The sequence below is a fragment of the Bradyrhizobium sp. 157 genome (genome assembly GCF_023073815.1).
Lineage (GTDB): Bacteria > Pseudomonadota > Alphaproteobacteria > Rhizobiales > Xanthobacteraceae > Bradyrhizobium.
The window spans coordinates 16,472-41,704 of record NZ_JADPKF010000088.1 but is presented as its reverse complement, the minus strand read 5'-3'; the positions used below and the strand labels follow the sequence as shown (position 1 = coordinate 41,704).

General features: G+C 62.2%; 22 protein-coding genes and 2 pseudogenes. 13 read left to right on the top strand and 11 right to left on the bottom strand.

All coding sequences use genetic code 11. The annotated features are described in order from the left end of the window. Window positions 1-8 precede the first annotated feature (8 nt). From kdsA to secG, 4 genes are all read right to left on the bottom strand, one after another. Window positions 9-890, bottom strand: a complete 882-nt coding sequence (gene kdsA / locus IVA95_RS24845; protein ID WP_247512934.1) for a 3-deoxy-8-phosphooctulonate synthase — start codon at window positions 888-890, stop codon at window positions 9-11. 148 nt (window positions 891-1,038) lie between these two features. After that, window positions 1,039-1,365 (bottom strand): NIPSNAP family protein, encoded by a 327-nt coding sequence (locus IVA95_RS24840; RefSeq protein ID WP_028345877.1) that lies wholly within the window; start codon window positions 1,363-1,365, stop codon window positions 1,039-1,041. Between the two features lie 219 nt (window positions 1,366-1,584). Beyond that, window positions 1,585-3,216 carry a CTP synthase gene (locus IVA95_RS24835; protein WP_247512891.1) on the bottom strand — a complete coding sequence of 544 codons (1,632 nt, stop codon included), beginning with the start codon at window positions 3,214-3,216 and terminating at the stop codon, window positions 1,585-1,587. 167 nt (window positions 3,217-3,383) lie between these two features. After that, window positions 3,384-3,761 carry a preprotein translocase subunit SecG gene (secG, locus tag IVA95_RS24830; protein WP_065729197.1) on the bottom strand — a complete coding sequence of 126 codons (378 nt, stop codon included), beginning with the start codon at window positions 3,759-3,761 and terminating at the stop codon, window positions 3,384-3,386. A 227-nt stretch (window positions 3,762-3,988) separates the two neighbouring features. On the opposite strand from secG, the gene IVA95_RS24825 reads away from it, so the two are divergent. Genes IVA95_RS24825 through IVA95_RS24815 form a run of 3 tightly spaced genes read left to right on the top strand, consistent with a single transcriptional unit; the run spans window position 3,989 to window position 5,469 of the window. Beyond that, a complete protein-coding gene (locus IVA95_RS24825) occupies window positions 3,989-4,555 on the top strand; it encodes an XRE family transcriptional regulator (protein WP_247512890.1) in 567 nt (188 codons plus the stop codon). Between the two features lie 5 nt (window positions 4,556-4,560). Continuing rightward, window positions 4,561-4,914, top strand: coding sequence for a hypothetical protein (locus tag IVA95_RS24820; RefSeq protein WP_247512889.1), 354 nt, complete (start codon window positions 4,561-4,563; stop codon window positions 4,912-4,914). Between the two features lie 21 nt (window positions 4,915-4,935). After that, window positions 4,936-5,469 (top strand): GNAT family N-acetyltransferase, encoded by a 534-nt coding sequence (locus tag IVA95_RS24815; protein ID WP_247512933.1) that lies wholly within the window; start codon window positions 4,936-4,938, stop codon window positions 5,467-5,469. Between the two features lies 1 nt (window position 5,470). On the opposite strand, the gene tpiA is transcribed toward IVA95_RS24815, so the two are convergent. Continuing rightward, a complete protein-coding gene (tpiA, locus tag IVA95_RS24810) occupies window positions 5,471-6,223 on the bottom strand; it encodes a triose-phosphate isomerase (protein WP_247512888.1) in 753 nt (250 codons plus the stop codon). A gap of 252 nt (window positions 6,224-6,475) precedes the next feature. On the opposite strand from tpiA, the gene IVA95_RS24805 reads away from it, so the two are divergent. The 7 genes and pseudogenes from IVA95_RS24805 (at window position 6,476) to IVA95_RS24775 (ending at window position 15,388) form a co-directional block, all read left to right on the top strand. After that, window positions 6,476-8,377, top strand: coding sequence for a peptidylprolyl isomerase (locus IVA95_RS24805; protein WP_247512887.1), 1,902 nt, complete (start codon window positions 6,476-6,478; stop codon window positions 8,375-8,377). A gap of 156 nt (window positions 8,378-8,533) precedes the next feature. Continuing rightward, on the top strand, window positions 8,534-9,547 hold the full coding sequence (gene trpD / locus IVA95_RS24800) for an anthranilate phosphoribosyltransferase (protein WP_213250237.1): 1,014 nt from the start codon (window positions 8,534-8,536) through the stop codon (window positions 9,545-9,547). A gap of 19 nt (window positions 9,548-9,566) precedes the next feature. Continuing rightward, window positions 9,567-10,388, top strand: a complete 822-nt coding sequence (trpC, locus tag IVA95_RS24795; protein WP_247512886.1) for an indole-3-glycerol phosphate synthase TrpC — start codon at window positions 9,567-9,569, stop codon at window positions 10,386-10,388. 3 nt (window positions 10,389-10,391) lie between these two features. Further along, the gene (moaC, locus tag IVA95_RS24790; RefSeq protein WP_247512885.1) at window positions 10,392-10,895 is read left to right on the top strand and encodes a cyclic pyranopterin monophosphate synthase MoaC; all 504 of its coding nucleotides are present in this window, start codon (window positions 10,392-10,394) and stop codon (window positions 10,893-10,895) included. Window positions 10,896-11,003: 108 nt separating this feature from the next. Continuing rightward, the gene (locus IVA95_RS24785) at window positions 11,004-11,270 is read left to right on the top strand and encodes a hypothetical protein (protein WP_247512884.1); all 267 of its coding nucleotides are present in this window, start codon (window positions 11,004-11,006) and stop codon (window positions 11,268-11,270) included. Window positions 11,271-11,459: 189 nt separating this feature from the next. Beyond that, a pseudogene (locus IVA95_RS24780) lies at window positions 11,460-14,192 on the top strand (EAL domain-containing protein). 1,037 nt (window positions 14,193-15,229) lie between these two features. Then, the gene (locus IVA95_RS24775) at window positions 15,230-15,388 is read left to right on the top strand and encodes a hypothetical protein (protein ID WP_247512883.1); all 159 of its coding nucleotides are present in this window, start codon (window positions 15,230-15,232) and stop codon (window positions 15,386-15,388) included. 435 nt (window positions 15,389-15,823) lie between these two features. Here IVA95_RS24775 and IVA95_RS24770 read toward each other — a convergent pair whose 3' ends face one another. The 4 genes from IVA95_RS24770 to IVA95_RS24755 all read right to left on the bottom strand — a co-directional run bounded on the left by IVA95_RS24770 (window position 15,824) and on the right by IVA95_RS24755 (window position 19,277). Then, window positions 15,824-16,474, bottom strand: a complete 651-nt coding sequence (locus tag IVA95_RS24770) for a twin-arginine translocation signal domain-containing protein (protein WP_256470273.1) — start codon at window positions 16,472-16,474, stop codon at window positions 15,824-15,826. Between the two features lie 4 nt (window positions 16,475-16,478). Further along, window positions 16,479-17,951: an acetamidase/formamidase family protein gene (locus IVA95_RS24765; RefSeq protein WP_247512881.1), complete on the bottom strand. Its 1,473-nt coding sequence runs from the start codon at window positions 17,949-17,951 to the stop codon at window positions 16,479-16,481. Between the two features lie 70 nt (window positions 17,952-18,021). Beyond that, window positions 18,022-18,264, bottom strand: coding sequence for a hypothetical protein (locus IVA95_RS24760; protein WP_247512880.1), 243 nt, complete (start codon window positions 18,262-18,264; stop codon window positions 18,022-18,024). Window positions 18,265-18,905: 641 nt separating this feature from the next. Next, entirely contained in the window at window positions 18,906-19,277 is a 372-nt protein-coding gene (locus IVA95_RS24755; protein ID WP_247512879.1) for a hypothetical protein, read from the bottom strand. Between the two features lie 1,350 nt (window positions 19,278-20,627). Between IVA95_RS24755 and IVA95_RS24750 the strand changes: the two are divergent. After that, window positions 20,628-22,240 (top strand): annotated as a pseudogene (locus IVA95_RS24750) (alpha-amylase family glycosyl hydrolase). A 104-nt stretch (window positions 22,241-22,344) separates the two neighbouring features. Next, on the top strand, window positions 22,345-23,271 hold the full coding sequence (locus IVA95_RS24745) for a glycosyltransferase family 4 protein (protein ID WP_247512878.1): 927 nt from the start codon (window positions 22,345-22,347) through the stop codon (window positions 23,269-23,271). 260 nt (window positions 23,272-23,531) lie between these two features. Here IVA95_RS24745 and IVA95_RS24740 read toward each other — a convergent pair whose 3' ends face one another. Then, on the bottom strand, window positions 23,532-23,768 hold the full coding sequence (locus tag IVA95_RS24740) for a hypothetical protein (protein WP_247512877.1): 237 nt from the start codon (window positions 23,766-23,768) through the stop codon (window positions 23,532-23,534). A gap of 273 nt (window positions 23,769-24,041) precedes the next feature. Between IVA95_RS24740 and IVA95_RS24735 the strand changes: the two genes are divergently transcribed. Further along, window positions 24,042-24,638 carry a hypothetical protein gene (locus IVA95_RS24735; protein WP_247512876.1) on the top strand — a complete coding sequence of 199 codons (597 nt, stop codon included), beginning with the start codon at window positions 24,042-24,044 and terminating at the stop codon, window positions 24,636-24,638. A gap of 228 nt (window positions 24,639-24,866) precedes the next feature. Here IVA95_RS24735 and IVA95_RS39075 read toward each other — a convergent pair whose 3' ends face one another. Next, window positions 24,867-25,088 carry a DUF3551 domain-containing protein gene (locus tag IVA95_RS39075; protein WP_346658042.1) on the bottom strand — a complete coding sequence of 74 codons (222 nt, stop codon included), beginning with the start codon at window positions 25,086-25,088 and terminating at the stop codon, window positions 24,867-24,869. Window positions 25,089-25,233: the final 145 nt, after the last annotated feature.

Here is a 25,233-nt window from a genome sequence, read left to right as displayed (position 1 = left end):
GGTAGCGGTCACGGCAAAGCGTTCTTGGCCAGCGCGTCGAACGCCATCAGCCTCTTCACCAAGGCTTCGAACTCGCGTAGCGGCACCATATTGGGCCCGTCCGACGGCGCATGATCGGGATCAGGATGGGTCTCGATGAACACGCCGGCGACGCCGACGGCGACCGCGGCGCGCGCCAGCACGGGAACGAATTCGCGCTGGCCGCCGGATGAGGTACCCTTCCCGCCCGGCTGCTGCACCGAATGGGTGGCGTCAAAAATAACGGGCGCACCCGTCGTTTGCGCCATGATCGGCAGCGCACGCATATCAGATACCAGCGTGTTGTAACCGAACGAAGCGCCGCGTTCGGTCACCAGTACGTTGGGATTACCGCCGCCGGTGATTTTGGTGACGACGTTGGTCATTTCCCACGGCGCGAGGAACTGGCCTTTCTTGACGTTGACGACCTTGCCGGTTGCGGCCGCCGCAAGCAGCAGATCCGTCTGCCGGCACAGGAACGCAGGGATCTGCAGTACGTCCACCGCCTGCGCCGCTTCAGCGCATTGCGCCGCCTCATGCACGTCGGTGAGCACGGGAAGACCGAGCGAGGAACGAATCTCCGCGAAAACCGGCAGCGCCTGCGCCAAGCCAATTCCGCGCGCGGCCGAGCCCGAGGTTCGATTGGCCTTGTCGAAGGAGGTCTTGTAGACGAGGCCTATGCCGAGCCGGCCTGCGATTTCTTTCAGCGCACCCGCCACTTCGAGGGCGTGCGCCCGGCTTTCGAGTTGGCACGGTCCGGCAATGATCGAAATCGGCAGGTCATTGCCGAATTTGACCGAACCGACCGAGACGACCGGAGCTGCTTCGGGTTTCGCGTTCAAGGGATTTTCCTCACGTCCGGTGCGGATCATGCCGATCCGCGACACGCGTATTCCGCAAAAGTGGACACCAGTTTTGCGACCAGAATACGCGCAATTCAAAAAGCTGAGCATTTTCTTGACAGAAATTGCTCAGGGATCAACCCCGTTTAACCCCTGAATATCAGGGTTGCGCCGCGAGCTATTTTACCGCGGAGAACGCCGTCGGCACCAGCAACTGGCTGACGATGTTGTCGATGATCTGGCCGTCTTCTTCGCTTTTAGCACGGCCGGCGATCCAATCCGGATCGCTCTGAAACGCGGTCCATTTCTTCTCGCGCTCGGCAAGCGAGTCCCATGCGATGAAATAGGTCAGTTCCTGATTGGAGGTGCCGATCAGCGTGGTGTAGAAGCCGGCCTGCTTGATGCCGTGCTTGTCCCACAGCTTCAGCGTCAGCGTATCAAAACGCTTCATCAGCGCCGGCAGGCGGCCCGGCAGACAGCGATAGACGCGCATTTCCATGATCATCGGCTTTGCTCCCAAGGTTATTGTTCTTGCAGGTCACGGGAGCGCTTTGTCGCAACAATTGCCGCGTTCGTCAAAGGTGTAGGGTGAGCAAAGGCGCGAAGCGCCGTTGCCCACCATTCTATCCAATATGCGCTGCGAGATGGTGGGCACGCTTCCGCCTTCGCTCTTCGAGCTACGGCGGACAAGTCGCTTTGCCCACCCTACAATTCCGCTGCAGGCCTACACCAACCGGCTCTGCACCACCGCCGCCTGAATGAAGGACGCGAACAGAGGATGCGGCTCGAACGGGCGCGACTTCAGCTCGGGGTGGAATTGCACGCCGATGAACCAGGGATGGTCCTCGTACTCGACGATTTCAGGTAGCACGCCGTCGGGCGAAAGGCCTGAGAAACGCAGCCCGTGCTGTTCGAGGCGGTCTTTGTACGCGGTGTTGACCTCGTAGCGGTGACGGTGGCGTTCGGAAATCTCGGTGGCGCCGCCATAGACGGCTGAGACGCGGCTGCCGCGCTTCAGCGTCGCGGGGTAAGCGCCGAGCCGCATGGTGCCGCCGAGATCGCCCGATTGCGACCGCTTCTCCAATTCGTTGCCGCGCAGCCATTCCGTCATCAGGCCGACCAAAGGCTCGGGCGTCGGCCCGAACTCGGTGGAGTTGGCTTCCTCGATGCCGACGAGATTGCGGGCGGCTTCGATCACGGCCATCTGCATGCCGAAGCAGATGCCGAAATACGGCACGTCGCGGACACGGGCGAACTGCGCCGCGCGGATTTTGCCCTCGGCGCCGCGCTGGCCGAAGCCGCCGGGCACCAGAATGCCGTTGACATGTTCGAGGAACGGCGCCGGGTCTTCGTTCTCGAACACCTCGCTCTCGATCCAGTCGAGATTGACCTTCACCTTGTTGGCGATGCCGCCATGGGAGAGCGCCTCGATCAGCGATTTGTAGGCGTCCTTCATGCCCGTGTACTTGCCGACAATGGCAATCGTCACGGCGCCTTCCGGGTTACGCACGCGCTCGTTGATGACGTTCCAGCTTTGCAGCGCCGGCGGAATTTTTGGCGTGATGCCGAACGCGGCCAGAACCTCGCCGTCGAGGCCGGCGGCGTGATAGGCCTCGGGCACGGCGTAGATGTTATCGACGTCCCTCGCCTCGATCACGGCACTTTCGCGCACGTTACAGAACAGGCCGAGCTTGCGCCGCTCTTCCTTCGGGATTTCGCGATCGGTACGGCAGAGCAGGATATCCGGCTGGATGCCGATCGAACGCAATTCCTTCACGGAATGCTGGGTCGGTTTGGTCTTCAGCTCACCCGCGCTTGGAATGTAAGGCAGCAGCGTCAAATGAATGTAGACCGCGTGATCGCGCGGCAACTCGTTCTTGAGCTGACGGATCGCCTCAAAGAACGGCAAGCCCTCGATGTCGCCGACGGTGCCACCGATCTCGACCAGCACGAAGTCGTACTCGTCATTGCCGGAGAGAACGAATTCCTTGATCGCGTTGGTGACGTGCGGAACGACCTGGATGGTCGCGCCGAGATAATCGCCGCGGCGTTCCTTGGTGATGATGTCCTGGTAAATGCGCCCGGTGGTGATGTTGTCGGCTTTGGTCGCCGGACGCCCGGTGAAACGTTCGTAATGGCCGAGATCGAGATCGGTCTCGGCGCCGTCATCGGTTACGAACACTTCGCCGTGCTGATACGGCGACATGGTTCCGGGATCGAGGTTGAGATAGGGGTCGAGTTTGCGGAGACGGACCTTGTACCCGCGAGCCTGCAGCAGGGCACCGAGTGCCGCCGAAGCCAGACCCTTTCCGAGCGAAGAAACCACGCCGCCGGTGATGAATATGTACCGCGCCATGGGATTCTACCTTTAAGGCCACTGCCCCGATTCTCCAAAACGAATCGCGCGCGCAGGCAAACATTTTGCCGGGCTGTGGGTGACGTGAATTTTAAAGCGATTTCAGAGCATTGATGGGAAGTTCTGATGCAGGACGGTAGAGGGCCGCCCTGCATAGCCACCCTGCTTTATTGCGAACGCGGCGCCTGTGGGCCGGACTGGCCCTGCTGCTCATCCACCTTCTTAAGCGTATCGAGCACACCGCCGGAGGTCGGCGGGGCGACCGGCGTCGCGCCACCGGGCTGGGACTGCGTCGCCGGTGTGCCGAGGATCGAAGCAGGCTTGCGGTCGACGCCTGCCAGCCAGGCCAGCGTCATGCTGGTCACGAAGAAAAGGCCCGCCAAGACTGCCGTGGTGCGCGTCAGCAGGTTGGCGGTGCCGCGGCTCGACATGAAGCCGGCGCCGCCGCCCATGCCGAGGCCGCCGCCTTCGGATTTCTGCAGCAGCACCGCGCCGATCAGCACGGCGACGATCATGAGGTGAACGACGATAATGACGGTCTGCATCTCAAAACCTTCCGTCACAAGCTGACAGCGCCGGGCTTCGGCTGCACCAAGGGCTTGCGGGTTTTCCTGAAGTTGCGCGGTGTTACACGATCGGACGGGGCATTGTCACCCCCAACCGCCGCGGTGGAGATAATTGCCGCAGGCGCGACGGCAAGGGCGTCCGCACCTCTCGCCCGACGTTCGCATCTGGGGCTTGAGGTCGCGCCCATTTCTCTTATAATAGACGAATGGATACTTTAGTAGACGACCTCAGTACCCGGCTCGCCCAGCGTCTGCGGCTTGAGCGCGACAGTCGCGGCTGGTCCCTGGCCGACCTCGCCGAACGCTCCGGCGTGTCAAAAGCCACCATCAGCAAGATCGAGCGCGCCGAAGTCAGCCCGACCGCGGTGGTGCTGGTTCGGCTCGCCAGCGCCTTCGACCTCACCCTTGCCGGCCTGATGCTGCGCGCCGAGGGCAAGGGTGGGCGTCTTTCGCGCGCTGCCGAGCAGCCGGTGTGGCGCGATCCCGAAACCGGCTACTTGCGCCGGCAGGTGTTCAACCGGCCCGATCATCCTATTGAGATTATCAAGGTCGAAATGCCGGCGAAGCAGCGCGTGACACTGCCCGCCTCGTCCTACGCCCACATCCGTCAGGTCCTCTGGGTGTTGTCGGGCTCGCTCGTGCTGATCGATGGCGGCGAACGTCATGAACTTGGGGCCGGCGACTGCCTCGGATTCGGTCCGCCGGCGGAAGTGACGTTCGCTAACGAGACCACCGCGCCCTGCACTTACGTCGTTGCCCTTGCCCGGAGCTGACGCCGATGCTGGAGATCGTCTGCAAGAACGCCGCGACCCAGCCTGACAGCACTGACGACCCGATTCCGGCCGGCCACAATGGCGGGCCGCCGCTCGAGGATGAGCATCGGCCTGAATGGGGCGACGGCGGCATCGGCAATTACTTCTACTGGAAGGCGGCACATCGCGCGGCCTGGCACAACCCCTCGCCTGGCATTGTCACGTTCCGCATCCGGAAAGCCGAGCAACTAGGCCTCACCTACGAAGAATACACATTGGAAATTCTCGAACGCGGCCGTCACCTGCAGATCGAGGATGTCGAGCGGATTGCAGAGATCAAACGGGCGCGCGTCCGGCGCACCGCCAATCCTCGAAGCTGAATGTTGCGGAAATTCATCCAGATGTCGGACATCCTGATCAAAGCCTTGAAACCTTCGCCCGAAACTTGCGCGATGCTCAGTGAATTGCTGATCGAAACCGTGGCCAATGGCGGCTCGGTCAGTTTCATGCATCCGCTGTCACAGAAGGCGGCCGAGGCGTTCTGGTCCAACTCGCTTGGCGCTGCAGGCCGCGGCGAGCGGATCATCCTTGGCGCCTTTGACGGGGATAGGCTGATCGGGACGGTCACGCTGTTGCTCGATCTTCCGCCGAACCAGCCGCATCGCGCCGAGATAGCGAAGATGATGACGCGCGTCAGTCACCGCCACCGCGGGATCGCCACGGCGCTGTTGCGCGAGGCCGAGCGGCTGGCGATCGCGCGCGGGCGCTGGTTGTTGGTGCTCGACACTGCCGAGGACGAAGGCGCGGCCGGCCTATATGAACGGATGGGATTTAAGCTGACCGGCGTGATTCCGGACTACGCGTTTAAACCCCATGGCGGGCTGACGGGCACGCTGATCTACTGGAAGCGGTTGCAGGAAGGCGCGCCCGCCTGAGCTAGCACGCCTCCGCAATCGCCAGGAAATCCACTGCCTTCAGGCTGGCGCCGCCGACGAGAGCGCCGTTGACATCGGCGACCGCCATCAATTCGGCGGCGTTCGAGGGCTTGACCGATCCGCCGTAAAGAATCCGGATCTTGCTGCCTTCGGCCTTAAATCGGCTGGCGAGAACATCGCGGACAAAGCGATGAACTTGTTCGACATCTTTTGGTGTCGGCGTCAGACCGGTGCCGATCGCCCAGACCGGCTCATAGGCCACCACCAGATTGGCTGACGTCGCGCCGTCCGGCAGCGAACCGGCGAGTTGCGCGCCGCAGATATCCAGCGTCTGGCCGGCGTCGCGTTGCTTCTGGGTCTCGCCGATGCAGACGATCGCCACAAGGCCCGCCCGCCAAGCCGCTTCAGCCTTCTGCCGAACCACCGCGTCGGTCTCGCCATGGTCGGCGCGCCGCTCCGAATGCCCGACGATGATGGCGCTGGCGCCGGCATCCGCCAGCATTTCCGCCGAGAGATCGCCGGTATGGGCGCCCGAGGCCTTGGCATGGCAATCCTGGGCTCCGACGGCGAGTTTTGAACCGAGCGCCCTGTCGGCAAAGCCGCCGATCAGCGTGGCCGGAGGGCAGACCAGCAGGTCGGCCTTGCCGGCCAACGCACCGGCGCCGGCGATCATGGCTTCGAATTCACCTAAGGAAGATTTCAGGCCGTTCATTTTCCAGTTGCCGGCGATCAGCGGCCGGATGGCGTCGGTCATGTCGATTGTCCCGCAAATGTCAGCGTTCTAGATGCGCTAGCAGAGCCACGCCGGCAGTTCCAGATACCCGTCGGGCGATCCCGGGGCCATTAACCGCTTCAAATAGCCCTCATGGGCGAGGTTGCGAGGGGGGCGCTGCCACTTTATGATGCGTTTTCAACTCGGTGACGCCTTGTTGCGGAATTCGGTCCCGGATCGAATTCCCTTGGGCACGACCCGGTTCCCCCTCTCCTTTAAAAACAAGTTGGACCCATGCTTCGAGGAATTCGGAAAGCCTCATCAAACTGGCTCGGCAAGATTATCATGGCCACCGTGATGGGCGTTTTGATTATCAGTTTCGCAGTTTGGGGTATTGCCGACATCTTCAAGGGATTTGGCCAGTCGTCCCTCGCCACGATTGGCAAGACCGAGATCTCGACGGAGCAGTTCCGCCAGATCTACACGGAGAGGCTGCAGCAACTCGGCCGCAGTTTCGGCCGTCCGCTGACCTCTGAACAGGCGCGCGCCTTCGGCATCGATCGACAGGTGCTGCAGCAGACCATCGCCGAAGCGGCGCTGGACGAGGAAGCCCGGCGCAAGGGGCTTGCCCAGTCGCAGGACGAAACCATGCGGCTGATCTACAACGACCCGAATTTCAAGGGGTTGGGCGGCAACTTCGACCCGCAGCGCTTCCAGGCCACGATCCGCCAGTTCGGCTACACCGAGCAGCGCTATCTCGCCGAACAGCGGCGCGTCGGGCTGCGGCGCCAGATCGCCGGCACCGTCTCGGCCGGGGCGGAGCCGCCGAAGGTCCTGATCGAGGCGCTAGCGCGTTTCCAGAACGAGCAGCGCTCGATGGAGTACGTCAAGCTCGACGCGGCGCAGGCCGGCACGATTGACCCGCCGTCGCCCGAGGCGCTGGCCACCTATTTCGAGGAACGCAAAACCCAGTTCCGCGCGCCCGAATACCGCAAACTGTCCTTTGTCGTGATCAGCCCCGAAGAGATCGGCAAGTGGACCGAGGTCTCCGACGAGGACGCGAAGAAGGCCTTCGAGCAGCGCCGCGACCAGCTCGGGACGCCGGAAAAGCGCGAAGTGTCGCAGATGTTTTTTCCGAACGAAGGCGAAGCGCAGGCCGCGCGCAGCCGCATCACGTCGGGAACATCGTTCGACGACGTCGCCAAGGAGCGCAACCTCAATCTGGCCGACGTCGATCTCGGCATGATCGCAAAGAGTGCGATCATCGATCCGGCGATTGCGGATGCGGCGTTCTCGCTGCCGTCAGGCGAAGTCAGCCAGCCGGTGCAGGGCCGGTTCGGCGTGGCGCTGGTCAAGGTCGGCAAGATCGAGCCGGGCGTGACGCCGACCTATGAAAGCGTCGCAGCGCAGGTGAAGAAGGAAATCGCGACCGAGCGCGCGCGCGCCAAGGTCAACGAAATCCAGAACAAGATGGAAGACGAGCGCAGCGGCGGCGCCAATGTGGTCGAGGCTTCGCAGAAGCTCGGCCTCACCCCGGTCACGATCGAGGCCGTCGACCGCTCCGGCCGCACGCCTGACGGCCAGCCGGCGGCGAATATTCCGCGCGGGCTCGACGTGGTTTCGCAGGCCTTCAACAGCGATATCGGTGTCGACAACGAACCGATCCAGTTTGCCGGCGGCTATGTCTGGTACGACGTGCTCGGCATCACCCCCTCGCGCGAGCGCCCGCTCGACGAGGTCCGCAGCCAGGTCGAGGCAAAATGGCACGAAGACCAGATTTCGAACAAGCTGCGCGCGAAGGCAACCGAGATGGTGCAGAAGGTCGAGCAAGGCGGCACGCTCGCCGCCGAAGCGGCCGCAGTTGGAGCAAAGGTCGAGACTGCGACCGGTTTCCGCCGCGACGCCTCGCTTTCAGGCGTGCCCTCCGCCGCCATCACGGCCGCATTCCGGACGCCCAAGGACGGCGTCACGCAGACGCAGGGTACCGGTGGCAGCGAATGGATCGTGTTACGCGTCACCGACGTGACGGTGCCGCCGGTCGACATGGCCTCCGATGAGCTGAAGAAATTGAAGGACACGTTGCAGCGCGGCTTGACCGAAGAACAGATCGCGCAATACGTGACCAAGATCGAATCCCAGATCGGCACCTCCATCAACGCGGCAGCCTTCGCACAGGTGACGGGCGCGAACAATTGAGCATAATGACTCACCTCATCCTGAGGAGCGGCCACCTGGCCGCGTCTCGAAGGATGAGAGCCGGGCCTCATGGTTCTCCGAGCGATGCGAAGCATCGTCCGGAGACGGCGCAAGAGCGCCTCCTCACCTTGAGGCCTCGATTTTGAAAGCCAAGCGATGGACGACCTCAAATCTATCATCGGAAAAGTCGCCACCGGCGCGACGCTGTCGCGTGACGAGGCAGCCTCCGCCTTCGACAGCATGATGTCCGGCGAGGCCACGCCCTCGCAGATGGGCGGACTGTTGATGGCGCTCAGGGTTCGCGGCGAAACCGTCGACGAGATCACCGGCGCGGTGGCGGCGATGCGCGGCAAGATGCTGCGGGTCAAGGCGCCTGCGGACGCCGTCGACGTGGTCGGCACCGGCGGCGACGGCTCCGGTTCGGTCAACGTCTCGACCTGCGCGGCCTTCATCGTTGCAGGCGCCGGCGTGCCCGTCGCCAAGCATGGCAACCGCGCATTGTCGTCGCGTTCGGGGGCTGCCGACGTACTGGCCTCCCTCGGCGTCAAGATTGACCTCACCCCCGACCAGGTCGGCCGCTGTGTGCAGGAGGCCGGCATCGGCTTCATGTTCGCGCCCGCGCATCACCCCGCGATGAAGAATGTCGGCCCGACCCGGGTCGAGCTCGCCACCCGCACGATCTTCAACCTGCTCGGGCCGCTCTCCAATCCGGCCGGCGTCAAGCGCCAGATGGTCGGCGTGTTCTCCAGGCACTGGGTGCAGCCGCTGGCGCAAGTCTTGAAAAACCTCGGCTCCGAATCGGTCTGGGTGGTGCACGGCTCGGACGGGCTCGACGAAATCACCCTCACCGGCCCGAGCTTTGTGGCCAGCCTCGACAACGGCAAGATCACCACGTTCGAGGTGACGCCGGAGGACGCCGGCCTCACCTGCTGCAACGTCGACGCGCTTAAGGGCGGCGATGCGGACACCAACGCGCTGGCGCTGCAAGGTGTGCTGAACGGCAAGCCCAGCCCATATCGCGACGTCGCGTTGTTGAACGCCGCGGCGGCGCTGATCGTGGCCGGCCGTGCCAGGGACCTGAAGGAAGGCGTCGCGATCGGCGCAAAGTCGCTCGATAGCGGTGCTGCGGCGGCACGGCTGAAGCACCTGGTCGCGGTTTCGCGCGGCTGAGTCCAAAGGGGCGCCAGAGATGTCCGATATCCTGAGCAAGATCGAGACCTACAAGCGCGAAGAGATTGCGGCCGCCAAGCGGGCGCATCCGCTTGCCGAGATCGAAGCCCGCGCCAAGGCGGCCCCGCCGCCGCGCGGATTCGTGCGCGCGATCCGGGAGAAGCTCGCCCGCGGTGACTACGCGCTGATTGCCGAGGTTAAGAAGGCCTCGCCGTCGAAGGGGCTCATTCGCGCCGATTTCGATCCGCCGGCGCTGGCCAAGGCTTACGAGGCCGGCGGTGCGGCGTGCTTATCGGTACTGACGGATGCGCCCTCGTTCCAGGGCCATCTCGATTTCATGGTGGCGGCGCGCGCGGCAACCAATCTGCCGGTGCTGCGCAAGGACTTCCTGTTCGACACCTATCAGGTGGTGGAAGCCCGCGCTCATGGCGCCGACTGCATCCTGATCATCATGGCTGCGCTCGACGATGCCGCCGCGAAGGATATCGAGGACGCGGCGATTGCGCTCGGCATCGACGTGCTGATCGAAATCCACGACCGCACTGAGCTCGACCGCGCGCTAAAACTTCGTTCGCCGATGATCGGCGTCAACAACCGTAACTTACGGACCTTCGAGACGACGCTTGCGACCAGCGAGGCGCTGGCGCCGCTGATTCCGCGTGATCGCCTGATGGTCGGCGAAAGCGGCATCTTTACGCCTGATGATCTCGCGCGGCTCGAGCGCGTCGGCATGTCGACATTCCTGGTCGGCGAAAGCCTGATGCGGCAGGCCGATGTGACCGCGGCAACCCGTGCGCTGCTGACGCGTTCCGATGCGGCCCGCGCGACCGGGACCGGCTAGCAGATGGCGCGGAAGGCTTCCAAAGGCGGCGCCGCCCTCACCCATATCGATGCCGCCGGCGAAGCGCGGATGGTTGACGTCTCCGCGAAGGCAGCGACCGAGCGCACCGCCACTGCCGAGGGGCGCGTCGTCATGGCCAAGGCGACGCTCGACCTGATCGTCTCCGGCAATGCCAAGAAGGGCGACGTGCTGGGCACGTCCCGCATCGCCGGCATCATGGCGGCAAAGCGCACGTCGGAATTGATCCCGCTGTGCCATCCGCTGGCGCTGTCGAAGGTGACGCTCGACATCACGCCTGACAAGAAACTTCCGGGGTGCATCGTCCGCGCCACCGTCAAGGTCACCGGCCCTACTGGCGTCGAGATGGAAGCGCTGACGGCGGTGTCGGTCGCGTGCCTGACGATCTACGACATGATCAAGGCAGTCGAGCGCGGCGTTCGCATCGAAGGCATCCATCTCGTTGAGAAGATCGGCGGCAAGTCCGGCCATTATCGCGCAGAGCGGTGAGCCCCGGCGACGGCGTCGCCGTCGTCACGCGGGTGTGACCGGCGCGGCGAGGAATGCGCTCGGGCGTGCGGGGTTGTCTCCATCGGGACCTTCACAAGGAAAAATCCGATGTCGATCTACAGGCTTGTTGGCGTGGCAGCCGCGTTGGCCGTGATCTCGGCACTTGCCATGACACCTGCGACGGCTCAGCAGGTGATCTACGAACCCGGCTACTGCGCGTTTTATTATCCGAACGCCAACTGTCAGAACAAGGGTCCGGGCAATCCCTACACTGATCCGCGACGATTCAGCCAGGGATACGCAATGCCGGACGGCTCGTCCGCCGGCGCCGTTGTGAAGAAGCGCACACGTCGACCTCTGACATCCATACGGTGATTTTCGCTCGCCGGTTCCACCGTCAAGCGAGTGCCCTGTGGTTGTCGGCGGAACCCACCGCCACCGAACTAACGATTCATTAACCAGACTTCCTAACGTCAATTCCATCCCGGCGCGGTACCGATCTATGCGCCGGATTTGGGAGGACGCCGCTTCCGGCAGTTCATGTCCCGGCAGCGATCGCGTTCCATGGCTTCAACCGGCACCAAAGCATTCAGGATCGCGTCCGCTTTTCGCGGCGGTCCGATCCGCTGGTTGATCCTGGGCGGCACGCTTTTGATCGCCATCATCGCGATAGGCGCGACCGTCATGGCCGGCAATTTCCGCGAGCGCGCGCTGCGCAATAGCGAACGCGAGCTCGAAAACACCGTGCTGTTGCTCGCCCGACATTTCGACCAGCAGCTCGAAGATTTTCAGGTCGTACAGAAGGACCTGATCGCGTTCATGCGTTCCAGCGGGATCGCCACGCCCGACAACTACAAGCGCCGGATGTCCGGCCATGACATCCATCTCATCCTGAAATCCAAGATCGACGCGCTGTCCTATGTCGGCGGGCATCAACGTTTTCGACGCTGAAGGCAACCTGATCAATGCGTCGGCCGCCTGGCCGCCGCCGCCGGTCACTCAGCGGACCGCGCTTTCTTCAGAACATTCAAGTCCGGCCCGGAGTCGCCGGAGATGCTGGTCGAGCCGGTCTACAGCCGCATCACCGGCGCCTGGACCACCGTGATCGCGCGCAAGATCATCGGGCCGAAAGGCGAATTCCTCGGCGTCATCGGCCGCGGCATCGAGCCGGCCAATTTCGAAAAATTCTTCGCAACCATAGCCCTCGGCCCCGGCGCTACCATCGCCATGCACCACAGCGACGGAACGCTGCTGGCGTGTTATCCGCATGTGCCTGAGCTGATCGGCAAGAACTTCAACACCGGTCCAGCCGCGCAGCGGCAGGTCTTCGAGGTGCCCCGCAGCACCTCGCGCCTGACCAGCCCGATCGACGGCGAGGACCGGCTGATCGCGTCCCGCGCGCTGACCAATTTTCCGATCGTAATCGTCGCGTCGACAACGACAGCGGCCGCACTGGCCGACTGGCGCGAGCAGATCGGAATCCTGATCGCCGTCACCGGGTTTTCCGTGCTGGCGATCGCCGCCCTGCTGTTTCTCGTCGTCCGCAAGCTGTCGTATCAGCACCGCGCATCGAAGCAGCGGCTGACGCTGGAAAAGCAGCGTCTCGATACCGCCGTCAACAACATGACGCAGGGCCTGTTGCTGTTCGATGCAAAGCAGCAGCTCATCATCTGCAACAGGCGATACCTCGAAATGTACGGGCTGTCGGCCGAAATCGTGAAGCCGGGTTGCAGTTTTCGCGAGGTGATCGCCCATCGCAAGGAGACGGGCTCGTTCGTCGGCGACGTCGATCATTATGTCGAGGTGGTGCTACGCGACATCGCACATCGTAACGCCATGGTGATATCGACCCCCGACGGACGTTCGATCCAGGTCGTCAACGAACCGGTCGCCGACGGCGGATGGCTTGCAACTCATGAAGACATCACCGAGCGGCGGCGCGCCGAGGAGCGCATCACTCACCTCGCCCACTACGACGCGCTGACTGATCTGCCGAACCGCACCCTGTTCCACGAGCGGCTCAAGCGCGAATTGTCTTACGTCGCGCCAAACCGGCAACTGGCGGTGCTCTATATCGACATCGACGAATTCAAGAGCGTCAACGATTCGCTAGGCCACATGATCGGCGACGAGCTTTTGAAATCGGTCGCGGCCAGCCTCGCCGCCTGCGCGCGGAGATCCGATTTCGTGGCCCGTCTCGGTGGCGATGAATTCGCCATCGTGCAGACCGGGATCGAGGATATCGACGACGTGATGAAGCTCGTCAGCCGCATCTTCGAGGCGATCCGCTCGCCCTACCAGTGCCTAGGCCACCAGGTAACCACCGACGCCAGCATCGGCATTGCGCTCGCGCCGCAAGACGGATCCGACATCGACCAGATCCTGAAGAACGCGGATCTGGCGATGTACGCGGCCAAGGCCGCCGGCCGCCGCACCTATCGCTTCTTCGAACCGGACATGGAAGCTGAGGTCCGCGCCCGCCGCAGCCTGGAAATGGACCTTCGCCAGGCGCTCGTCGACGGCGGCTTTGAGGTCTATTACCAGCCATGTCTGAGCCTGCAGACCAACGCGATCACCGGCTGCGAGGCGCTGGTGCGCTGGCGCCATCCGCAGCGCGGCATGATTTCGCCGGCCGAGTTCGTGCCGCTCGCCGAGGACACCGGCCTGATCAACCAGCTCGGCGAATGGGTGCTGACTACGGCCTGCAAGGAGGCCGCGACCTGGCCCGGCCACGTCAGGCTCGCGGTCAATGTCTCACCGATTCAATTCAGGAGCGGCACGCTGGCGCTGAAGGTGATGGCGGCACTCGCCGCAGCGGGCCTCGCGGCGAGCCGGCTGGAGCTTGAGATCACCGAGGCCGTGCTGATCAGAGACGACGAGGCGGCGCTCGCCGTCCTCCACGACCTTCGCGCCATCGGGGTTCGCATCGCGCTCGACGATTTCGGCACCGGCTATTCCTCGCTGAGCTATCTGCAGCGCTTCCCGTTCGACAAGATCAAGATCGACCGCTGCTTCATCACCGATATCGCCGAACCAGAAGGCTCGTCCTGCATCGTGGAGGCGGTGGTGAACATCGCCGCCGAACGCCACATGACGACGACCGCCGAAGGCGTCGAGACCGAGCAGCAGCGCGACTTGCTGCGCGAGCTCGGCTGCTCGGAAATGCAGGGCTACCTATTCAGCGCGCCGAAGCCGGCAGCGGAGATCAGGCCGCTGTTGTCGGAGCACCGGGCGGCACCCGAGGCGGCGCGCCCGAACCGCCCGCACCGGCGCAAGCCGGTAGCGCGAACGGCGTAGTGTTTCGGCGTCGCTTACCACAGTCATTGCGAGCCACCCGGTCGGCGCAAAGCGCCGCCGGATGGCTCGCAATGATGTGGAGACACGTGTTCGCATTCTCGCAGCATGATTTGCCCGAGTTGTGCCGTATCGTCCGCCCCAATAGTGAGAGGGCGCAGGGAATGCCGGGTGCTTTGCTGCACCCGCGGTCTCGTGTGCAAATGCACTTAAGAAGTGCGCACACGAGCATACAGGTACAGCCGGAGCACCCCGGCATTCCCTGCGCAGTGGGTTTACGGCTTATGCCGAGCTCTCCCTGGAGACGAATTCCTTTTGCCTCCATCACCGACAGATTAGCGATCCATCGAACCCGGTCGGGTTTCGAAGAACCTCCGCCAGCTTGACGCCAGCCACGGGCGCCAGGACCACACGGTTTTGCCGTACGCAGCTTCCTCTGCCACAGACTTTCAACCAGCCAAGTGCTTGCCGGCCGAAGCAATGGCGGAGGCGTTTAAGCGCCGTACGTCCTGCGCGCTGTGTTCGCTCACGGTAAAACCGCCCTGCGACCACATCCACGCGCCCGACGCTGCCGCGTCCACCGCAACCCGCCCCAACGTTCGTGACGATGGCCAACGCCCCTCTTCTCGGAACGGGATGGCAGGAGTTGTAAGGGTGATTTGGGGTTCGCGCGAAGCGGAATATTTTTGCGTGCGGGAGTGGACGAGGAAAATCGCGTTGAAACAGTTGAAGAAAATCGCCTCTACGCGCAGGAATTACGGATGCAGGAACCGGGTGGACGGCGCCACACAGCAACCGTACCAGAAAGCTGTCGATGAGCGCCATCGTCGAAATGTCAGTTAAGTGCACTGTTACCGCAATCTTTCCTCCGTAAAACTACGGTGCACACGTCGCAAGTCTTCATCACGCATCAGTTTGCTGACATTGCGCTCACAACCTGATCTTTGTTGACGCTAACAAAGAGGCAACAATAAAAATCATTTTGTATTGAAATAATACTGTCCACTTTGGAACGCTCTGTACTCTTTTTTGGAGTAGCCATGCATGATTTTCCGAAACTCGCTGCGCAGGTAAGGGGCGCACGCGCACTTCTTGGTTGGTGTCAATCCTATTTGGCAGAAGGTGTCAGTGTTCGTCGTGCGATTATCGCTGATCTCGAAAGCGGCAAGCTTATCCGCAGGCGTCAACATCCGCATTGATAACTGAACTGAGCGCGGCAGGCATCGTCTTTACGAAAACAGGTGTCGAGCTTCTGGAATGGCCACCGAGACCCTACGTACCGACCGGGTGCGCAACGATAAGGAAGCGCGCAAGGGTCCGCCGACGTTAAGTATCGGGACATCACGTCAGAAGGCATCTTGCTGGCAAGTTCGTTCAAGGCCTGACCAAGTCCTAACATTTGTTGTGTTGCGCCAGCCCTTGAGCGACGACGAACGTCCCGTGGGTCAAGCCTCCGTGGCGAAAGATTGCCCGCCTATCCTGAGAATGTCCGTTCACCGGGGTAGACCGGAAGTCACCGTGGTCGGGCCAAACCGACGCGAATGACCCTTTTCTGAAGTGCTGCGAGGGCGCGATCAGGCTCGCAATTGATGAAGAAGCAGAGGTCTGGGCGGCCTCCAGCTTAGGGCCGCGGCTCATTGCGGGACATCAACCTCGTGGGTGTGATCTTCATGGGCATGTGGCTCGAGGCCCGGCATGGGCGCGCCCGTGAAATAACCTAGAGCGCCAGGATGCAGCGGGATGCGCGAGTCGGGTGGCTCGGAGGACGAACCGCTCGGCAGCAGCAATTCGGGAAGGGCGCTGCGGCTCTTGTCCAACGCTTCGGCGATCAACCAGGCATGGCGTGCTGCAAAGTCGTCGCGGCAGACGAACAAGTACTCTCCGATGCCGACGACGGTGAACAGCTTGACTGGTCCGTGGTCGGCGAAGGGGGGCCTCCCTTGTCGAAGGGCTGCCGCATCGTCGCGCCGCATCAGCGCGACGTCCAACTGCTGCGAGCTGATCAGACTGGCGATGCGCTCCTTGTGCGGCGCCCTGCTCACCTGAGCCTTGCTGCTCGGCAAGCGATCCGCGAGGACCTCAGCTACCCGCTTGCCGAGCTCGAACGAGGGAGGATCGGCGCGCGAAGTCAGGATCAGCAGGTGACGCCGGCGGTAGACGCCCCACTGGCCATAGGGTGCGTGGCCACAAAGGAACATGGCTGCGGCGCCGGCCCCCACCGTTCGGAGGAATTCCCGGCGGCTCGGCCTCCCGCCAACCTCAGGACCTTCGGTCTTATGCCACATACTACTACTTGCGGAATATGGTGGTCGGCAGGATGGCGGAGACTGCGTAGTTCGGCACGTCGACGACATTGCCGATACGCAGGTCGGCGGCCACGCTCGCCACGACATATGCCTGCTCCGGCGTAAGGCCCTTCTCGCTAACCATCCAGTCGATCAGCTCGATCAGGGCGTTGCGCGCCGCCAGCATCAGATCCTCCGAGAGGTTCTCGAGCGGGCCGATTTTCTGGCTGTCGAGGTAGGTATGGTAAGGCGGGATCTGGCCCTTGGCTTTCAGCGGGAAGCCGGTGGTGGCGTAGAACTCGGTCGGCGCCAACCGGATGAGCTGATCGCCGCCTTCGAAGTGCGGGACTTTGACCTTCGCGGCTTGCGCTTTGCGGATCTCGGTGACCAGCGTGACCGTCGCCCCCATCTCGATCGCCGTGCCGGAGACCTCGCCATCGCCTTGCGCGAAATGGACGTCGCCGACGAACAACCCGCACCCGTCCACGAAGCAGGGCAGCAGCAGCGTCGTGCCTACCACCATCTGCTTGATGTCCATGTTGCCACCGTTCTCGCGCGGCGGAATGGTGCGCAGGCACTCATTCTTGCTGCTTCCGTTCTGACCGCAGACATCGCTCGGCAGCGCACCGAGCGGCTGCGGAGTCAGCACGACGCCGCCCGCGCTCTGCAGCGCCGCCTCGCGCGTGAGGATCGTGGCCACCTCGGGCTGGCCCGGCAGCACCCCGACCGTGCCCATAAATCCGTTAAAGGGGATGACGACGCCCGGGATCTGGTCGGAGACCGCCTCCTTGCGGTTGAGTTTCCAATTGGCGATGAAAGGCTTGGTGAAGCGATCGCGCAGGAAACCGAAGCCCGGGACGATCACGGTGTAACCGTAGTCGTCCGGCTGTACGTCGAGGAGTGTCACCGCCAGTACGTCGCCGCGCTGGGCACCCTCGATGAAGACCGGGCCGGTCAGCGGATGGACGAGATTGAGATCGGCCGCCAACACATCCTCGGGCTTGGAGCCGAGGTTGAAGTCGGAGTCGAAGGCGTCGCGCGTTTCAAAGACGATATGCTGACTGGGGTTGGCGCGACTCACCGGCTTGATGGCCGGGTGCATGCGGTTCATGCAGTTCTTGTCGTCGACGCAGTGCGCGCCGGTCTTCGCGACGCGCACAATCTGCCACGCCTTAACGGACGTCGTATCCGCATGCGCTGCGGTTGCGCTGAGCAGCAATGTCGCGGCCGCAGTGATGATCCAGAATTGCCCAGATTGCATCATTCGCTCCTCCCTCAGCAGAATCGTGACCCTATTCTGGTCGGGACGACGATCGGCAACGCCTTGGGCGCCCGGCGGCACGATGAGGAGATCAAGATCTCGTCCTGACGACCGTCCGGCGAAGCTACTCCCCTTTGGGGTAAGTGCCAACCACCATGGGTCGAAAGGGCGGAAAAGCAGCGGCCTCTTCACCGCCATGGCGTTCTTGTCGGTCAAGCATTTCCTTGTCCTCAAATGTGCAGCGTTTTCAGCGTCGGCGCTGATACGACGGACATATCCTTCGCGGTCAGATCACCGAAACGAACGGCGCGAGACCGATCAGCACCAGGGCGACGCCCGTCGCACCTTCCAGGAGACGGGACAGATGGGCTAGGGATGCGCCATGCCGGGTCCAGCTGCGCACGCACCATTCGCGTGCGAAGATCGTCAGCAACGCAACGACGCAGAGCGTCAGGGCGACGGCCAGCAGCATCGCGGCGGCGAAAGCAACGCCGGCCGGTGGGACACCGTTTGCCAGGGAGTAGACCATCGCGAACAACGTGAGGCGGGCACGGTACGAGACCCCCCACAAGTCCCACGGACAAGCATCGTGACGGTGTGGGTCACCGCGGATTGCGCGAAAGAGCAGCCATGCGCCGATGGCCGCCAGAAGACCGCGGCTGAGCAGTTCGAGGGCGGGGGCGCCCGGCGCCTCTGGTCGAGTGTGAACGCATGAAGCCACCGGCGCCAACTCATAGCGACGTCCGCTTCTGGCCCTTTGAGACATGCCGACGGACGACCAGAATGTCTGTTTATCAGGGTAGACCGGAAGTGATGCGCCGGCGGTCAGGATGACGCGAATGACCCCAAAGCGAACATTCTCGGAGCGGCACCGATGTACGCTATCGGAAGCAAGCCGATGCGCCTGCGTAGCCTTCCAGATAAAAGAGGCGGCGGATTCACTTGCCGGCGTGGACGTGCCCGTGTGGTTCCCAATGAAAAAGCGCGCGAGGCGTCAGCGATTGAGTGTCAGGGTCGGGGCCATGGTTGCGGAGTTGTCGTTTTGAAGGCCATTGAGCAGCACATAAACGCCGAATAGGATGACGGCCAACAAGCCATATACAAGGTAGGAAGGCCGTCCGGACCTGAGAGCGCTCATTTCGCTGGATCCTATCTTGGCGAACCGACCGCTCAGCTCTTTGTGGCCGTCTTTGAGAGTTCAGCTTCTACGCCGACTGCGCACGCCCTGGCGAATGAATAGTCCATACTCGTGGCGGCAACAGTCTTCACGTATTCGCTGATGACGTTGTCCTTTGAATAGGAGCCCGCCGCCTTGAACTTGGCGACGGCGCCGTCGGCCGCTGTGAACTGCGCGACGCATATCGGAACCAGGACAGACATCCGACCGTTGGTCTCTGCCATTGCGGACATGGTTTTGGCCGTGCCGCCGGTGACCCAGCCGCCCCAGAAAAATCCGATCGTTATCGCCGCAACAGCGCCGAAAGCGATTCCCTGGAGGAAGCGGGTCCGCGCCTCACCTTGCAAAATTTCGGGCATTCTCATGATGGTCTCCTTTTTTTGCGCACAAGCGGGTTCGCAGCCGCAGACGCCGCTTGCGTCCGTGCTTGGCAAAACATCCAGCTCTGTGAGATTGCGCCTTCCGATGGCACGCTAGCTGCCGCTACGACGACGAGCAGTGACTTCGGAAGTCACCGCTTCATGGACAGCTTCAAGGCGAACAACTGCCACCTTGTCGTTCAACGGTAGGCTTTTGTCCTGATGCTGTACAGCACGATCTTGGTCTCCAGTCCAAAGGTCGCAGCGCCATCGTCTCTGGAGAGCGGTCTCAGGCCGTGATCGCAGCTATCAGAGGCTCAACCGAAATGCTTCCGTCTACTGCTGACACAATGAGAAAAGCCTCACCGTGAGAGCGACTTTCTACATTTGGCAATCTTTGAGGGCTACAGCAGGAAGCCGCGGGATTGCTCAAGCAACGCACGTATGTTCTTTGATCTTAGACGTCATATTGAACCTTTCAGACCGCCTCAATTGGCGAGTTGCCCAGTATATATCCGGACTTTGCCTATCGTGGTCATCCTCAGCCTACCTTCGAGATGAACCATGTAGCCCAACGCAATCAATCGGGCACTATGTTCAGCTGGAATCGCGGGCGCAGAGCTACGTACAGTGGCGTTACCGACCGTGAGCAGGCAAACAAACTCTTCCTAGGTGAGCTTTGTCGCTTCTAAGGTCATGACCCGGAGCATGGACCTCAGATCGTGGAACTTGAGCAGAAGCTCCGAGAGATCGACGAGTAAGGCCGCTTTGATTGCCCCGGGTCGTTGAACCTTATTGCGCCTCCGCAGACAGATAATTGCCGGGGGATTGCACTGTCCGGATTCAACACAGCGCCACCAAGCAATATTCGGCTTGGGGGCGCTGTCTGCGTTGGTAGTCTAGTTTGATCCAGCGAATGGCCGATTTCGGCGGCACCGGTCGCAGGGTACTGTCCGTGTTTGAATCGAAATTGTCCTAGGCTGCGGGCAGTGTCCTGATCCGTCTTGGACAAGGGTTCGGAGCGTTAAAGTTTCTTAAGTTGGCAACCGGACATAAAGGGAATCTACTCGTCCCATCACTGCCCCGCCTTCGGCTTCCATCGGTGACTGAGAGTGTTGTGCTCCCGCCCGTTTCGGAGAGCCACCATGCCCCGCATCCAATGCAACCAACCCAAAGCGCCGTTACAAGACCGTCTGATGCTGGAGGCCATGCGCCTCAAGGACGAGGCAAACGAACTCCCGCCGGGTTCGTTGCGCGACGCCAGGATCAGAAAAGCTTGCCAAGCTGTAGCCGCTTGCCATGTGAATGAGTGGCTTTCGTCGCCCGGACTGCAAGCGCCGCAGTAGGTCGCCTCAGTTGGCGGCCTCTTTCGGAGCACTCTGGTGGCGGACGGGTGTGATCTACCAGATCTACCCGCGCTCCTTTCAAGATACGAACGCCGACGGCATCGGCGACCTCAAGGGGATCGAGCGGCGGCTCGACTATCTTGCCGGCCTTGGCGTCGACGCCATCTGGATCTCACCCATCTACCCCTCGCCGATGGCTGATTTCGGCTATGACGTCACCGATTATTGCGACGTCGATTCGCGATTCGGCGTGCTCGCCGATTTCGACAGTCTGCTTACACAAGCTCATGCGCGCGGGCTCAAGATTGTGCTCGACTTCGTGCCCAACCACACATCCGACCGGCATCCCTGGTTCGTCGAGAGCCGCGCCTCGCGCGACAATCCGAAACGGGACTGGTACATCTGGCGCGATCCCGCGCCGGATGGCGGGCCGCCCAACAACTGGATCAGCGATTTCGGCGGCTCGGCATGGGAGTGGGACCAGGCCACCAGCCAACATTACTACCACGCCTTCCTGAAGGAGCAGGCGGACCTCAATTGGCGTAATCCGGTTGTGAAAGCGGCGATGCACGACGTGATGCGCTTCTGGTCCGACCGAGGCGTGGACGGCCTCCGCATCGACGTGCTGTGGCACCTGGTCAAGGCGGCAGACTTCCCGGACAATCCGCCCAACCCAGCCTATCAGCCGGCGATGGGCGACATGCACCGCGTGCTCCAGTTCCATTCGACCGACCAGCCCGAAGTGCACGAGATCGCCGCCGACATGCGCGCCATCGCTGATAATTATGGCGCCGGTGGACGGGGCGAATGCGTGCTGATCGGCGAGATCTACTTGCCGGTCGATCGGCTGCTGCGCTATTACGGCCGGGAACGGGCAGAGGTGCACCTGCCCTTCAACTTTCAGCTCATCGATGCACCGTGGGAGGCGCGCTCCCTCACAACGCTGATCGCCAACTATGAGGCGGCGCTTCCGCCAGGCGCTTGGCCGAATTGGGTGCTCGGCAACCATGACCGGCCACGCGTCGCAGCCAAGCGTGGGCAGGCCCAGGCCCGCGTCGCGGCGATGCTGCTGCTGACGCTCCGCGGCACGCCCACCCTCTACTACGGAGACGAGTTGGGCTTGAGCGATGTCGCAATCCCGTCTGCCCAGGTTCAGGATCCGCGCGGGCTGCGCGAGCCCGGGCTCGCCTTGGGCCGCGATCCGGTCCGCACGCCGATGCCGTGGGACGGGAGCGAGAATGCCGGCTTCACCACGGTTAAGCCGTGGCTGCCGCTCAATGTCGACTGGCCTATTCGCAACGTTGCGCGGATGGCGGAGGAGCCTCATTCAATCTGGCGCTTTATCGCCGATTGCTGGTCGCCAGGCGTGCACATCCGGCGTTGGCGATCGGTGACTTCACGCTGCTGGACACGGAGGGCGATGTAGTCGCCTATGAGCGTCGGCACGGCACCGAGCGATTGATCGTAGCACTCAATCTCGGGGGATATTCGCAGCGCCTGGAATTACCGGACTGGGCGAGCGATTGCCGGGCGCTCTTGTCCACTGTCGCCGATGCAACGCTGGCCAGAGACGGTGCCGTGCTGCTACGGGCAGACGAGGGCATGATTCTGACGGCCGAGTAACGAAAGCAACGAAGGACAATCGCGTGCGTATCGCCATGCTAGCTCCGATCTCCTGGCGCACGCCGCCGCGCCATTATGGTCCATGGGAGTTCGTGACGAGCCTGTTGACCGAGGCGCTGGTGGCGCGCGGCATCGACGTCACCTTGTTCGCCACGAAGGATAGCCGGACGACCGGCAACCTGGCCGGTGTCTGCCCGGCGCCCTATTCCGAGGACCCCACGATCGACGCCAAGGTATGGGAGATTCTCCACATAGCCCATCTGTTCGAGCGCGCCGGTGAGTTCGACCTCATTCACAACCAGGCTGATTTCGTGCCGCTCGCATTCTCGCGATTGGTGAAGACGCCGGTGGTGACGACGATCCACGGCTTCTCCTCGGAACGCATCCTGCCCGTCTTCAAGGCATACGAGGATCGCGTCCATTATGTCGCGATCAGCGATGCCGATCGCCATCCGGACCTGCGCTATGCAGCAACAATCCACCACGGCATTAGGCTGGAGGACTTTCCCTTCGACCCGCACGGCAGCGAAGACCTGCTCTTCTTCGGCCGCATCCATCCGGACAAGGGGGCAGCCGAGGCGATTGCGGCGGCAGGTCGCGCGGGGCGGCGGCTGATCATGGCCGGCATCGTCCAGGATCAGAAGTATTATAACGAGCAGGTCGCGCCCGCGCTGGACGAGCGTTCCGTGGTCTATCGCGGCCCGGTGGGCGGAATGGCCCGCACCAATGCCCTCGGCTCGGCGCGCGCGCTGCTCCATCTTATCAATTTCGACGAACCGTTCGGACTATCGGTCGTGGAGGCACTCGCCTGCGGCACGCCGGTGATCGCCTGCAACCGCGGATCTATGCCCGAGCTGATCGACGATGGCGTGACTGGTTTCTTAGTCAACAACGTCGATGAAGCCGTAAATGCGATCAGCCGTGTCGGCGAAATTGATCGCGCCGTATGCCGAGCAGCGGTGTCTGAGCGTTTTACGGTCGACCGGATGGCTGATCGATATCTGGACTTGTACCGATCGCTCCTTGGCTGAGGACCTTCTCGGCTTCATTGCCTAGCTTCGTCTGCTTGTGGCACCTTTGAGACATGCCGCCTATCCTGAGAATGTCCGTTCACCGGGGTAGACCGGAAGTCACCGTGGTCCGGCCAAACCGACGCCAAAGCGAGCATTACCCCTCCGGCACCCCGGCCATTCGCATCTCAAAGGTGCGCTCGCGCCAGAGAAGCTGGTTCGGATTGTCACTCATCAATGCGCCAGCGAAATTGTTGTGCTGACGGCCCGTGCAATACTGTTCAAAACAGAAAAAAGCTCCCGATCAGCAGGCCAGCAGAAAAGGACCAAAGCCCCAAGGTGCAAGCTGACACGAGGCGCACGAGGTTGCGAACCTGCACCTCGAACTCCGCTTCTGTTGTCTCATGGAACTGAGCTGTCATTGGCGTGGCCCTGCCCAGTAGGCGCGGCCGGATGTACGCACAAATCATGGTGAAGGTGGGGCATTTGCGCCCCGCAGTGATGGCAACGGTGCTCACGCTTGAGGGCTCCCAAGCGGACATGCGGACCATATCGTTTCATCCGAAATCGATCAGGGGCCTCCGTAGTGGCGTTGAGAAGCGACGCAACAGCAGGGAAGTCCAACGATCAATTTTCGCGAGATTTTTAGGATCGTTCGATTTTCGACTTTTGCAACAATAGCTAACAGACGTTTTCAGCCATTTCCGGTCATTCGCATAAATCCGCAGAAACCTTCTGTCACAGGTGTTTTCGGGATATTCTGAGCACAGACGTTCGCACGCGTTAAGCGCTTGTGGAGTGCGTCACCAATGAAACGCTGTCTTGCCGCTTTCGCAATCGCCGCCAGCCTGTTCGCGCCAGTTGCGCACGCCAACGATGCCTTGGAAGCCAAGGTGCGGGCCTACGTTCCGGTCGTGTCCCTCGCCAAACTATGTGACTTCAGGATCAATGACGCCACCTCGGGTGAACACCGCGCCATGCTCGAAGCGGTGAAATCCGACCCGAACGCCAACAAGCTCGCCTACCGCCTCCATTACGAAACGCAGACGGCCTACATCAAGGCCCGCGACGGAGGTCAACGGGTCACCTTCTGCAAGGACTTCATCGCAGCCAACAGCCAATACGCCAAGGCGCGCTTCACCGCCGTGGTCGAGGACCACATGAGCGATGTCAGCACTAGTGTGCAGAAAGCGATTGCCCACAACGTCTGCGGTGCGCCCCCCGTCAAGCTGTCCAAGGCCGACTGGAAACCGTACGCGCTCATCAAAAAGATGCTTCAGATCGAGCAGAAGTTGGCCAAGGAAAAGGCCGAGACGAACGGCTGGAACGTCACCGAGGAAACGACGGCGGTCACGGAACAGTTCTGCGCGGCGATAAAAACCCGATGATCATCACCGCCGCCAAAGTCCGATGCAACAGGCGATGGCAACACGACGGCGACGATCGCGCGGCCCCGTATGCGAGCGCTGGCGCAGCTTCGCGACCATCGATGCCAATGTCGGCAAGCGACCGTCTGGGCGGCATCTGGTGATCAGCGACGATCCGGCTAGCGTGTTCGAGCCGGGCAATGCCCGATGGCGGATTGCAACCCGGGTATCGATGGCGACGAGGTTAAGCTAGTACCGGAATGACTTGGGTTCTCGAACCTCCCGCCAATAACCTCGCCGCTGCTGCGCAAAGGCGACGAGCGGGTTGATCCCACAGTATGAGACGGTGCCGGATGCGGTTGCCATGCATTGATTGTAGGTCCAGAACTGGCATTGGCCCGGATAGCCCCAGTCCCTTCCCTGTAGGCACCAAGGGTAGCCCGTAGGGCGGATTGGAGTCGAAGGCGTAATCCGCCAATTTGGATCACCGTCGTTCACCGAAATCTCCGCAGGCTGCGATGTGGTCGACGAGCAGCGTTCGCCGCCGCTCCAGCAGGTTGACCGTGAAGAACCAGCAGCGGCCTGGTACGAATGCGCGACGATAATTCGACATGCG